Here is a 12,718-nt window from a genome sequence, read left to right on the forward strand (position 1 = left end):
TTACCCCTGGCCGCATGTATGACACATACTGAAATCAGCCCCCACATTATAAATACAATAAGTCATCACCTAAGTCCTTGACTACTTTGATAGTCGTTTGTGTTCCATTACTGGATGACACTATGTTATACTAAACTAGCGTCAAACAGGGGAACCATATCTGATAGCGAAAAATAGTGTATCCCGTTCTCTGAATAGAGAATAAGGAAGGCTATTGCTGCCGCCGGCCAAACTCAGGCCGGGGAACATAATACTCTACTCCAAAGAATCCAATTAATAAAGATTACCCAAAACTAATTGCAATGCCTAATATAAAGAAAGCTCAATCATTCTGGATGTGGTTCATGTGTCATGAGAAGGTTTATTTGAACTTAGAAAATGTAAATGAGGAGGAAAAGGAAGCATGGTTAGACGAATTGCTTGACCAATTGCATAAATACAATAAAGAGCTGGGATGTGTGTTGAACCTTATGAATGGTATTCATGCAGAATTAATTATAACTGCAGAAGGAAATTTTAAACTGTTTGAGGATGTCCTCTTTCTTGTCAACACCTCACCTGTGTTAGAGGATTGGGATTTTATCAACTTTATATATCCTAATGATGTCTCAGGAGCATTTATCTATGAGGATGTAATATTATTTCAGGACGATATTTATTTCAAAGCAAGAAAAAATAATAAACGTCTAGGTTTATTAGATCTTCAGTTATTTATAAAAGACTTCAAATACATAAGCCAGTCGAAACATATCAATGATGCAATAAATATGTTTCTGTTAAGTCTTTTGGGGGAAATAGACTTCGCTACAGCTATTGGAAAGCTTACGGTGAAAGACATGCTGGTTGCTTCCGGAAAAAAGCGTCTTCTCAAATTGCACAAGCTGCCAGAATTTGTATCAAAACATAGTATGATAAGGTGCCTCTTTCCGGCGATGAAAGGATTTATTTTCTGAGGTTACCTATGTCGCTAAGAGTTGTTGTGGTTCGTAGTAAAACGGCGCTCCGGTATCTACCGGAGGCGCCTTTCCTTATTTTAATTACAGCAGCTCAGCCAATGCCTCTTTCGAGAATCCTTTCAATTCCGAAGTCCTCTCTTCTCTGATCTTCTTCACCCAGTTCGGATCTGCCAAAATAGGCCTCCCAACAGCTACCAAATCAAAGTCGCCACGGTCAAACCTGCGTAGCAATTCATCCAGTGAATCGGGAGCAGAGCTCTCTCCTTTAAACGCAGCCAGGAATTCACCATTAAGTCCCACCGAGCCGACAGTGATAGTGGCCTTACCGGTGATCTTCTTTGCCCATCCGGCAAAATTAAGATCAGAACCCTCGAACTCAGGCTCCCAGAAACGACGCTGTGAACAATGGAATATATCCACGCCCGCATCCGCCATAGGCTGCAACCAGGACTCCATTTCAGCAGGTGTCAGCGCCAATTTATTAGTGTAGTCATAAGGCTTCCATTGTGACAAACGGATAATAACAGCAAAATCATCACCCACGCGCCTGCGTACTTCCTTAATGACTTCAATGGCAAATCTCGACCGCTCTGCCAATGTTTTACCACCATAAGCATCTGTCCGCAGGTTCGTCTTTTCAGAGAAGAACTGATCGATCAGGTAATTATGTGCGCCATGTAACTCGACGCAGTCAAATCCCAGGCGTTTGGCATCCGCCGCAGCATCGCCATAAGCCTTGATCGTATCTGCAATGTTCTTTTCTGACATCGCCAGGCCATTCGTATTATCCGGTCTGTTAATACCGGACGGGCCTTCAAAAGGAGTGAGGGGCAACCAGCCGGAATGGTGATTGTCCATTACCCCTTGATGCCATATCTGTGGCCCCATACTGCCACCTGCGGCATGTACATTATTGATAACCTGTTGCCAACCGTTGAGGGAGCTCTCCCCATGAAAACGGGGGATATTAGGGTCAGCTGAAGACGCAGCGCGGTTAATGACCGTACCCTCTGAAAGGATCAGGCCAACCTCGCCCTCTGCTCGACGGCGGTAATAACCTGCTACATTATCACCAGGTACTCCATTAGGTGAAAAAGACCTCGTCATCGGGGCCATCACAATCCTGTTCTTTATATTCAGCGACTTAAGGCTGAAGGGCTTAAATAAGCTCAGATTACTCATTCTGTTTACATTTATGTTTACGTTGCCCGGGGAAGGCTTAAAAGATTTTCAAAACAAAGATATCGGAGATTTCCGAAATGCCAATTATATTTTATTTATGAGTAGAATGGCGCAGGTCAAAATTCATTTGAGATCTGAAGAAAATTTTGTAGTTTGCTATAGAGAGGATATTACGAACACCCCAAAAACATTTATAGAAAAGATAAGTCATTCTCTCCCTAAAAGTTAGTACCCCAAATAATGCTTCGATGAGTATTTCTCCCTCTTCACCCTTGAAAGAGCGTTACAGAGACGCTAGGGAAAAATTATTGCAAATTCCCGGAGTAACATCAGTCAGCCTCGGATATAAAGAAACCAGGAAAGGTTTGACAGATCAATTTGGCTTGCGTGTATACGTGCAGGAAAAGAAAAAGCCCGCAGATATCCCGCCAGCAGAAATGATCCCTACTCAGATCAATGGCCTTATAACAGACGTTGTCCAGTCGCAGGTATAGCCCGCCCGTCTGTTTATTTATCACACATATTTGCAATACATTCTTTGAATACCGATCTTTAGACAAACAAGTAGACAAAACAAGAATAATATGAAATCGAGAGAGCAACTGCAACGGGAAAACGAAATGATCCAGGACATGCTGAAAAACGGAGTGGAAGATGTCCTGCTCAAAATTCCCGGTGTACATCACGTTAGCATCGGCCTGAAGGAAGTCAACGGGCACATTACTGATACACTGTGTATCAGGATCTATGTCCAGGAGAAAAAACATAACAGTCTATTGTCGGCAGAGGAGGTCTTGCCGTCAGAAATTAATGGAATCCCTACCGATGTCAATATTATTCCAAGCTTTAATGCATCTGTAGATAAGAATACCTATCGCCCGCTCAAAGGAGGTATTCAGCTTACTAACCGTATTGTTGTGCAGGATCCGGAAAGCTTTGGCAATGAAATAGCCCACGGTACACTTGGTTGCCTGGCTACAGATAATGAAAGCGGTAAACCGGTCCTGCTAAGCAACTGGCATGTGCTGATGGCTAATAATGCCAAAGTGGGCGATAAAATATACCAGCCGGCGCCTCTTACGATACCGGATGTCAATTTAGACCAACTGCCATACTACCCCAAAGACGACGTCAATGCTGTAGGTAGTATCATCAAGGCTACCATTAACAATAAAGTCGATGCCGCCATCGCAGTAATAGATTATCCCCGCATCAACGGCAGTTCCCAATGGACTAATGAGATCAACGGCTTGAGTGTGGAGGGAAAACCAGAGAAGAATGTGATTGTGGGTTTGGCTACCGCCATCGCCGGACAAACAGTTTTCAAAGTAGGAGAGGTGTCTGGACGTACGGAAGGTAGAATTGTAGATATCAATTATCCTACAACCACTTTTCCAATTGAAGGTGTAAACCGCACATTCACGGGACAGATCGCCATTCAGGCTATAACCCCTTCCCAACATTTCTCAGAGAAAGGTGACTCCGGCTCCGTGATCATTGATATACATAATAACATCGTCGGTTTGTTATTCGCCAGCAACGGCAATGCAAATCCACAAATTACACTAGCCAACCACATCACCGACGTAGTAGCGGCGCTGAATATCAGCATTAATTTCTCATCTGATAATGTATCATCAAGCCAGCAAAAGCACGAACTGAGAAATGACTAGTTATAGGAAATGTTAGGTATAGCGTTAAGAATAAGTCAATAACAAATGAAACATTGACTAGTACAACCGGTGGTATGCCCTAACGCTTTTATCTTTTCAGCAGCATCAGATCTGGCTGCGCATACTTATATACCTTGAAATAGATCGTAGTATTCGTCTGGTACACGCCGTCAAACGTCGATAGCTGGTCAACGAACATTAATAGATGATCATTATCCCGGCACATGACATTTACCTCAAGATCATATGCCCCCGAAGTCATAGCGAGAAAACTTACCTCCGGTAAACCGGCAATCTTTTTCGCCACAGATTCCTTCATGGTGGCAGGCCTCACATAAACCGCAATATGCGCGTAAGACCGGAATCCAACTTTCTCCGGATCAACCCGGCCGATAATACTGATGGTTCCATCTTCGATCAACCGGTTAAACCGCGTTCGGACAGTGCCAATAGATACATTAAGCTTTTCAGCAATAACTGTAAATGAAACCCTGCCATCCTGCTGAAGGTAGGTTAAGATTGAGAAATCCAGGTCGTCCAGAGGGATCTTATCAGCGGATTTAGTTTTTCCCATTTCTCTTGAATAATAGGAGTTAAATGAAATGTGCAGAAATGATAGAAAATACGTACTAAATGTACATTTTTTTCAGTAAATTAAGGGTATCGTATAAAAAATGCATTCATAACCCAAACTCCCCAAGGCAATGAAATACGAACGGGTAAGGAATTTTATTAATGGAAGCTTTAAAGAAGTATCATCACCACGTACGCTCCCTATCATCTCCCCATCAGACGGAAGTATCCTGGCAGAAATGCCCTGCTCAACCGCTGCAGATGTTAATGATGCCGTGCAAGCTGCAAAAGCGGCTTTCCCGGCTTGGAGCAAGATGCCCATCAAAGAAAGAGTACAGGTCTTTTTCAGATATAAATATCTACTGGAGCAGCATCTGCAGGAACTTTCAGCGCTGGTTAGTGAAGAAAATGGAAAGACGATGGCTGAAGCTATCGCAGAAGTAGAGAAATGTATAGAACTGACTGAATTCGCTACTTCGCTGCCGCAATTGATCACAGGAGAAATATTGGAAGTAAGCGCCGGTGTGGAATGCCGTACATCGCACGTACCATTGGGCGTAGTCGCTTCTATTGTACCGTTTAACTTCCCGGCAATGGTACCTAACTGGACAATTCCCAATGCCATCGCCCTGGGGAATTGTATGATCATGAAACCATCTGATAAAGTTCCTCTCAGTCTTGCAGTCCTCGCGCGCTTGCTGAAAGAAGCTGGATTGCCGGATGGAGTATTGAATATAGTAAATGGAGATAGTGAAGTGGTGGATGCTATCTGCGATCATCCCGATATTGAAGCAGTCTCCTTTGTTGGATCTACGAAGGTGGCAAAAATAGTCTATCAGCGCGCCACACAGCATCTGAAACGTTGCCTGGCACTGGGTGGTGCGAAAAATCATCTGCTCGTTCTGCCTGACGCCAAACCGGGTATGACAGCACAAAATGTAGCTGCGTCCATGAGTGGGTGCGCAGGCCAACGTTGTATGGCGGCATCAGCCATGATAGGCGTGGGACAGGTTGACCATATAGTTGACCTTGTATGTGAAGAAGTGAAAAAGATCATACCGGGACAAAATCTCGGTGCCGTTATCAGCAAAGAATCAAAAGAAAGAATAGAAAAATACATCACGGAAGCTGAGGCACAGGGAGCCAGGATCCTGGTAGATGGCCGTGGTGCAAAAGTAAGCGGTAAGGAAAACGGTACTTATGTTGGCCCAACCGTCATAGACTATGTTACCGCAGACATGTCGGTCGCAAAAGAAGAGATCTTCGGCCCTGTTATCAGTATCATGCGCACCAATACCGTTGATGAAGCCCTCAGTATCGAAAACGCTAATCCCTATGGTAACGCTGCCTCCGTGTTCACACAGAATGGCGGTATGGCCCGCTATATCGCGGAAAGGGCCAGCGCTGGTATGATCGGCGTCAATGTAGGCGTGCCTGTACCCCGCGAACCATTCTCCTTCGGAGGATGGAACGAAAGCAAATTTGGCGTAGGTGATATCACCGGCAAAAGCTCCATAGAGTTCTGGACGAAACTAAAGAAGAGTACTACCAAATGGAATCCCGAAGAAGGCGTAAACTGGATGAGTTAGTATTATTGTTCAATTTAAACGACTGGTATGTCAGAGACAGAGACTATATCTCACGCGCAGGAAATTATCCAGGATAATCTGGACTATACCTTATTCTCCTGGAGTAAACAGAAAGGTATCTCACCTATTGCCATAAAGTACGCCGCCGGCGTATATCTCTATGACTATGACGACAAACGTTACCTCGATTTCTCCTCAGGGCTTATCAATGTCAACATCGGCCACGGCCATCCACGGGTCACTGCCGCCGTTATGAAACAGATGCAGGAAGTCAGCTATGTTACACCCGGATGTGTAACCGAAGTCCGTGGCAAATTGGGCCGTAAACTGGCGGAGATCACACCCGGCAACCTGAAGAAAACATTGTTCACCGTTTGCGGCGCCAGCGCGATAGAGAACGCCATCAAACTCGCTCGCCTTTATACAGGCAGGCATAAGATCATCGCCCGTTACAGGGCCTTCCACGGCGCTTCAGCAGCCGCTATGACTGCGGGGGGCGATCCCCGCAAACTACCGCATGATGCACAGCAGACGCCGAATATTGTACACGTCGAAGATCCATACTGTTACCGCTGCCCCTTCGGAAAGGAAATACACACCTGCAATCGCGAATGTGTCAGTCATATAGAAAGAGTGATCCAGTTCGAAGGGCCCGAAAACGTGGCCGCCATTCTGATGGAAGGAGAGAGCGGTTCTTCCGGTTGTATCAAATACCCGCCGGATTACCTGCAGAAGGTCAGGGCTATTTGCGACAAATACGGCATCCTGCTTATCGCAGATGAAGTCATGAGCGGTTTCGGCAGAACAGGCAAATGGTTCGCCTGCGACCTGCACGGTGTAGTACCCGATATGATCGCTACCGCGAAGGGCATTACCGCCGGATATATACCCCTGGGAGCATTGATCGTCAGTGATAAAATAGCTGCCCATTTCGATGATAAAACACTCTGGCTGGGACTTACCTATTCCGCGCATCCTGTTGCCTGCGCAGCAGCGCTGGAGGTGCTGAATATTTATGAAGACGAACATCTCATTGAGAACGCCGCAGCAATGGGCGCATATATCGAACAGGAGGTTGAACGTATGAAACAGCGCCATCCCTGTATCGGCGATTTCAGGAACACCGGTCTGCTAGGTTGTATCGAGTTGGTAAAAAACCGGAATACCAGAGAACCTATGGTGCCTTTTAACGCAAAGCCGGAAGAAATGGCGGTGATGAACAGGATCGCCTCCCGTCTCAGACAATTGGGTATGTATGCTTTTGTTCGCTGGAACTATGTGTTTATTGCACCACCTTTAAGTATTACGCAGGCGCAGGTTGATGAAGGATTGGCAATGATAGCAGACGCATTGTCTATTGCCGACGAATATGTTATCTTAGGATAACCGACTGATGATACACAGCCCCTGATGAATGGCAACCCCAAAATGCTGATAACGTCCGAAAAGCATAAGTAATCTGATAAACATGATGGACAGCCAAAACCATGATATCAACCAGCAGATTCCCCGCTCTACACTCTATAGCGAGGACCTCGCTCCCGTGCCTCCTTCCCGGCGTACCTGGAATACCTGGAATTATGCCAGCCTTTGGATCAGTATGAGCCTGTGTATTCCAACCTATATGCTGGCCAGCTCTCTTATAGAAGGCGGTATGAACTGGTGGCAGGCGATCCTGACCATCTTTGCCGGTAATACCGTTGTACTCATTCCAATGATCCTAAACGGTCACGCCGGTGCTAAATATGGTATTCCTTTCCCTGTATTTGCAAGGGCCAGCTTTGGTACCAAAGGAGCTAACATACCAGCCATGCTGCGTGCTATTGTTGCCTGCGGATGGTTTGGTATCCAGACCTGGATAGGCGGCTTTGCCCTATACCAGATGCTGCAATTGTGGATTCCCCGCTTAGCCACCTTACCGCCTGTGTTTCCTGCATCCTTCGGGCTGGCCACAGGCCCTGCTATCTGCTTTATTTTGTTCTGGTTATTGAACATGTATATCGTTTATCTTGGAATAGAAAGCATTCGCAAACTGCTTGTATTCAAAGCTATCTTTTTACCAATAGCCGTACTGGCATTACTGTTTTGGGCAATAAACGCAGTTGACGGCGGACTAGGCCCGATCCTTGAACAACCTTCGAAGTTTACTTCCAATGCTGCTTTCTGGGCGTTCTTTATTCCCGGACTAACAGGTATGGTGGGCTTCTGGGCCACGCTCTCTTTGAATATCCCCGACTTTACCCGTTATGCTGTCAGCCAGAAAGCACAGATCAAAGGACAGGCCTTAGGACTGCCTCCTTCAATGACACTGTTCTCTTTCATTGGCGTAGTGGTGACATCTGCCACAACCATCGTATACGGCATCACGATATGGGACCCCGTTGTCCTTGCAGGTAGGTTCGATAACAAGATATTGGTCAGCATCGCAATGATCGCTGTAGCTATTTCAACATTGGCCACCAATATCGCCGCGAATATTATCAGCCCCGCCAACGATTTTGCCAATCTGGCCCCAAAGAAGATCAACTTCCGCATAGGTGGATATATCACGGGGATCATCGGAATACTCATTTTCCCCTGGAAATTGGTCGCCGACCCTACAGGGTATATCTTCACATGGCTGGTTGGTTATTCGGGCTTATTAGGCCCCGTAGGTGGTATTATGATCACTGATTACTATCTGATACGTAAGCAGCAGTTAAGCGTTGATGAATTATACCAGCCCCAGGGGGCCTACAGTTTCTCCAATGGCTTCAACAGGTATGCCATGGTAGCGCTGTTGCTGGGGATTGCTCCGAACATTCCCGGTTTCCTCACTACAGTTAAAGTTATATCCCCGGAAACTGTCCCCGTCTGGATCACTCAGTTATACAGTTATGCATGGTTCGTAGGGTTCTTTGTTTCAGGCATCAGTTACTACTTCATCATGCGTTCTTATAGTATCATTACCACCACCGGAAAAAATAAGGAGGAGATCAATTATGTCACTGCTGATTAAAAACGGAAGGATCATTACCGCTACTGACGATTACGTCGCGGATATCTTAGTGGAAGGTGAACAGGTTGTCGCTATCGGGAAAGACCTCATCGCCGATGCCGAACGCGTCATCGATGCTTCCGGCCTGCTGGTCATGCCCGGAGGAATTGATCCGCATGTACATCTGGATATGCCTTTCATGGGTACCTTCTCCAGCGATACACACGAAACAGGTACCAGGGCAGCTCTTTTTGGCGGTACAACAACGGTGATCGATTTTGTGTTGCAGAAACAAGGCCACTCCCTGAGAGAAGCACTGGATGAATGGAACAGCAGAGCTTTAGGTACTGCTGTAGGCGATTATAGTTTCCATATGGCCGTAACCGATTTTAACGCCAATACCAAAACGGAGATTAAAACAATGGTGGAAACGGAAGGTATTACCTCTTTCAAAACCTTTATGGCCTATAAAGGCGCACTGATGATCGACGACCGGCAGATGACCGCATTGATGCAGGAAGTAAAACTACAGGGCGGCATGGTCACCGTGCACGCTACCAATGGCGACGTGATTGATTACCTTGTTGCGAAACACCTGGCCGAAGGAAAAACATCACCACTGTATCATTACATCTCTCAACCGGAAGTTACGGAAGCTGAAGCCTCCGCACGTTTTACAGATCTTGCCAATTATACAGGCTGCCCTGCCTACATCGTACATCTCACCTGTGAAGGTGCGTTGAACGCCGTACGTAATGCCACCCGCCGGAATCAGAAAGTCTTCGTGGAAACCTGTATCCAGTACCTTTTGCTCGATGCTTCAAACTACGACAAAGGCTTCGAAAGTGCGAAGTGGGTCATGAGCCCGCCCCTCCGGGAACTTAAAGACCAGGAAACGTTATGGGCCGGTATCAACCAGGGGATTGTCAACATTGTAGCCACTGACCATTGCCCTTTTATGTGGAAACAGAAGCTGATGGGTGAGCACGATTTCTCGAAGATCCCCAATGGTCACCCCGCCATTGAAAACAGGATGGAACTGTTGTTCAGTGAAGGAGTTAACAAAAACAGGATCTCCCTGAATAAATACGTCGAAGTAGCATGTACCAACCCGGCAAAGATTTTTGGTATGTTCCCCCGCAAAGGAACGATCGCCGTCGGCAGTGACGCAGATATCATCATCTTCGATCCTCAACAGAAACATACTGTTTCCGCAGCTACCCATCACATGAATGTGGACTACTCCGCTTATGAAGGATGGGAATTGACAGGTAAAGTGAAAACCGTACTGCTGAGAGGAAAGGTAGCAATTGATAACAACGAATGCCTGGTTTCCAGAGGCTACGGACAATTCATCAAGCGTAATAAGGTCAGCGGAAAGATCTGAAAAATTCATTACCCTAAAATAGATCCTCATGTCGCGTATTATCAAATCAGGACTTATTCAAATGAGCTTACCCAAAACAGAAGGAGAGGGGACCATCGACGAGATCAAGGAAGCGATGTTACAAAAACATATTCCGCTGATTGAAGAAGCGGGTGAAAAAGGTGTACAGATCCTCTGTTTGCAGGAGATTTTTAATACGCCCTACTTCTGTCCCGGTCAGGATACTGCATGGTATCAGTCGGCCGAAACAGTGCCCGGCCCGACTACCGACAGGATCGCAGCCTATGCGAAAAAGTATAACATGGTGATCATTGTGCCTGTCTATGAAAAAGAACAGGCAGGCGTATTGTACAATACAGCTGCTGTTATCGATGCTGATGGTACTTATCTGGGCAAATACCGGAAGAACCATATTCCTCACACTTCCGGCTTTTGGGAAAAGTTCTTCTTTAAACCTGGTAATCTCGGATATCCTGTATTCCAGACCAGGTATGCAAAGGTCGGTATCTACATCTGTTATGACCGTCACTTCCCTGATGGCGCCAGGGTGCTGGGCCTTAATGGTGCAGAGATCGTATATAATCCATCAGCTACAGTAGCGGGCTTGTCACAATATCTGTGGAAACTGGAACAACCCGCACATGCAGCTGCCAATGGATATTTCATGGGCTGTATCAATAGAGTAGGAGAAGAGAAACCCTGGAACCTGGGTAAGTTCTACGGATCGTCATACTTTGTTGATCCACGCGGGCAGATCTTTGCCAGCGCCTCAGAAGACAAGGACGAACTGCTTATTGCCACATTCGATCTCGATATGATCGACCAGGTAAGAAGTGTATGGCAGTTTTACCGGGACCGCCGCCCCGAGACATATGGTAAACTCACAGAATTATAATCATTCATAGAACTAATACAGCGTAAGGACAATAAGACAGGCAGCGATAAACGTTATTACTATCGGATCGATCATTTAAGGAAGCATACCCCTCATACTGAACAACTCATAAGTTATCAGTATTGATTAAACACACCTTATGGCAGTACATAATAACCGATTGACTGCTGAAGAATATGAACAACACTTCAGTGATATACACCCACCCTTCGAAACGCGGGATGCGGCACTGGTTGAAGCCAACCGCTGTCTGTTCTGCTATGACGCGCCATGCACTAAAAGCTGCCCTACTGGTATCGATGTTCCCAAATTTATTAAGCAGATCACTACAGATAATCTCAAAGGATCTGCCTACACCATATTCTCTTCTAATATCATGGGAGGCGGTTGTGCCAAGGTTTGTCCTGTAGAAAAATTATGTGAAGGCGCCTGTGTATACAACCTGATGGAGGAAGAAGCAATTCCTATTGCACGCTTACAGCGTTATGCAACAGAAAGAGCAATACAGGAAAAGTGGCCTTTATTTGAAAGGAAGCCTTCCATAGGTAAAAAAGTAGCGGTGATTGGTGCAGGTCCCGGTGGGCTCAGCTGCGCACATGCGTTGTCGGGAGAAGGTATAGACGTAACTATCTACGAAAAGGAAAGTAAGGGTGGAGGATTAATGACTTATGGCATCGCCGCATATAAGGTCACGCCACAATTCTGTCAGGATGAAGTAGATTATATCACTTCTATCGGTGGCATAGATATCCAATACAATAAGGAACTCGGTAGGGATATCACCTTAGCAGATCTGCAGCAGCAATACGATGCCGTTTACCTCGCTTTCGGTGTTGGTCTTGCACGTCAGCTGTATATACCCGGAGAGCAGCTGGATGGTGTTGTAGATGCTATCAGTTTCATTTATGAGATCCGTAACAGTGGTTTTCCTGCCGTTCCTGTAGGTGACCAGGTGGCGGTTATCGGGATGGGAATGACAGCTATTGATGCCGCAACACAAGCCAAAAGACTGGGTGCAAAAGAAGTGACCCTGGTCTATCGAAGAACGCAGCAGGAAATGCCTTGTACAGAAGCTGAACTTAACATCGCACTGTTGGATGGATGCAAAATTGTCTGGCTGGCCGCACCCACTGAAATATTAGGAGAAGATGGGAAGGTCACACAGCTGGTCTGCAACCTTGTAAAGCTTGAAGATGCAGGTGGCGCCCGTCGTCAACCGGTGATCACAGATGAGCAGATAATACTGCCCGTGGATATGATCATTAAGGCCGCAGGTCAGATGCCGTTCGAACAATTGGTATACAGTCACCAATTAAGCAATGATCATGGAAAGATCAGCACTACCTGTAATGGTGTTACCAGTATTGCGGGTGTCTTTGCTGGCGGCGATTGTGTAAACGGCGGTAAGGAGGTAGTAGATGCAGTGCAGGCCGGAAAAGAGGGCGCGAAAGCAATATTGGAATACTTGCAGAACGAACGTTGTTAA

General features: G+C 46.1%; 11 protein-coding genes. 9 read left to right on the top strand and 2 right to left on the bottom strand.

The window, feature by feature from the left end; genetic code table 11:
- The first annotated feature begins 302 nt into the window (after positions 1-302).
- Positions 303-953, top strand: a complete 651-nt coding sequence (locus C7475_RS27095; RefSeq protein ID WP_110056560.1) for a hypothetical protein — start codon at positions 303-305, stop codon at positions 951-953.
- Positions 954-1,037: 84 nt separating this feature from the next.
- Here C7475_RS27095 and C7475_RS27100 read toward each other — a convergent pair whose 3' ends face one another.
- The gene (locus C7475_RS27100) at positions 1,038-2,138 is read right to left on the bottom strand and encodes an NADH:flavin oxidoreductase (RefSeq protein ID WP_110056561.1); all 1,101 of its coding nucleotides are present in this window, start codon (positions 2,136-2,138) and stop codon (positions 1,038-1,040) included.
- Between the two features lie 248 nt (positions 2,139-2,386).
- Here C7475_RS27100 and C7475_RS27110 point away from each other — a divergent pair, with 248 nt between their 5' ends.
- Both C7475_RS27110 and C7475_RS27115 read left to right on the top strand, forming a co-directional pair.
- Complete coding sequence (locus C7475_RS27110) at positions 2,387-2,632, top strand: hypothetical protein (protein WP_110056563.1); 246 nt, start codon at positions 2,387-2,389, stop codon at positions 2,630-2,632.
- A 90-nt stretch (positions 2,633-2,722) separates the two neighbouring features.
- Positions 2,723-3,811, top strand: coding sequence for a hypothetical protein (locus tag C7475_RS27115; protein ID WP_146217665.1), 1,089 nt, complete (start codon positions 2,723-2,725; stop codon positions 3,809-3,811).
- A gap of 88 nt (positions 3,812-3,899) precedes the next feature.
- Here the strand turns inward: C7475_RS27115 and C7475_RS27120 are convergent, their stop codons facing one another.
- Positions 3,900-4,385 (bottom strand): Lrp/AsnC family transcriptional regulator, encoded by a 486-nt coding sequence (locus tag C7475_RS27120; protein WP_110056565.1) that lies wholly within the window; start codon positions 4,383-4,385, stop codon positions 3,900-3,902.
- 130 nt (positions 4,386-4,515) lie between these two features.
- Between C7475_RS27120 and C7475_RS27125 the strand changes: the two genes are divergently transcribed.
- The 6 genes from C7475_RS27125 (at position 4,516) to C7475_RS27150 (ending at position 12,718) form a co-directional block, all read left to right on the top strand.
- A complete protein-coding gene (locus C7475_RS27125) occupies positions 4,516-5,973 on the top strand; it encodes a CoA-acylating methylmalonate-semialdehyde dehydrogenase (protein ID WP_110056566.1) in 1,458 nt (485 codons plus the stop codon).
- Between the two features lie 27 nt (positions 5,974-6,000).
- Complete coding sequence (locus C7475_RS27130; protein ID WP_110056567.1) at positions 6,001-7,359, top strand: aminotransferase class III-fold pyridoxal phosphate-dependent enzyme; 1,359 nt, start codon at positions 6,001-6,003, stop codon at positions 7,357-7,359.
- 82 nt (positions 7,360-7,441) lie between these two features.
- Positions 7,442-8,971, top strand: a complete 1,530-nt coding sequence (locus tag C7475_RS27135) for an NCS1 family nucleobase:cation symporter-1 (RefSeq protein WP_233259977.1) — start codon at positions 7,442-7,444, stop codon at positions 8,969-8,971.
- On the top strand, positions 8,955-10,337 hold the full coding sequence (gene hydA / locus C7475_RS27140; protein WP_110056568.1) for a dihydropyrimidinase: 1,383 nt from the start codon (positions 8,955-8,957) through the stop codon (positions 10,335-10,337). Before C7475_RS27135 ends, hydA begins: the two co-directional genes overlap by 17 nt.
- Before the next feature lie 28 nt (positions 10,338-10,365).
- Positions 10,366-11,232, top strand: coding sequence for a nitrilase-related carbon-nitrogen hydrolase (locus tag C7475_RS27145; protein WP_199236296.1), 867 nt, complete (start codon positions 10,366-10,368; stop codon positions 11,230-11,232).
- 139 nt (positions 11,233-11,371) lie between these two features.
- Positions 11,372-12,718 (top strand): NAD(P)-dependent oxidoreductase, encoded by a 1,347-nt coding sequence (locus C7475_RS27150; RefSeq protein WP_110056570.1) that lies wholly within the window; start codon positions 11,372-11,374, stop codon positions 12,716-12,718.

Origin of the sequence: Chitinophaga sp. S165 (assembly GCF_003182155.1) — a bacterium.
Taxonomy (GTDB): Bacteria; Bacteroidota; Bacteroidia; order Chitinophagales; family Chitinophagaceae; genus Chitinophaga.

Coding starts and splice junctions, on each gene's coding strand:
- C7475_RS27115 (WP_146217665.1), top strand. CDS start 2,723: ATGAAATCGAGAGAGCAACTGCAACGGGAAAACGAAATGATCCAGGAC.
- C7475_RS27145 (WP_199236296.1), top strand. CDS start 10,366: ATGTCGCGTATTATCAAATCAGGACTTATTCAAATGAGCTTACCCAAA.
- C7475_RS27130 (WP_110056567.1), top strand. CDS start 6,001: ATGTCAGAGACAGAGACTATATCTCACGCGCAGGAAATTATCCAGGAT.
- hydA (WP_110056568.1), top strand. CDS start 8,955: ATGTCACTGCTGATTAAAAACGGAAGGATCATTACCGCTACTGACGAT.
- C7475_RS27135 (WP_233259977.1), top strand. CDS start 7,442: ATGATGGACAGCCAAAACCATGATATCAACCAGCAGATTCCCCGCTCT.
- C7475_RS27150 (WP_110056570.1), top strand. CDS start 11,372: ATGGCAGTACATAATAACCGATTGACTGCTGAAGAATATGAACAACAC.
- C7475_RS27125 (WP_110056566.1), top strand. CDS start 4,516: ATGAAATACGAACGGGTAAGGAATTTTATTAATGGAAGCTTTAAAGAA.
- C7475_RS27095 (WP_110056560.1), top strand. CDS start 303: ATGCCTAATATAAAGAAAGCTCAATCATTCTGGATGTGGTTCATGTGT.
- C7475_RS27110 (WP_110056563.1), top strand. CDS start 2,387: ATGAGTATTTCTCCCTCTTCACCCTTGAAAGAGCGTTACAGAGACGCT.
- C7475_RS27100 (WP_110056561.1), bottom strand. CDS start 2,138: ATGAGTAATCTGAGCTTATTTAAGCCCTTCAGCCTTAAGTCGCTGAAT.
- C7475_RS27120 (WP_110056565.1), bottom strand. CDS start 4,385: ATGGGAAAAACTAAATCCGCTGATAAGATCCCTCTGGACGACCTGGAT.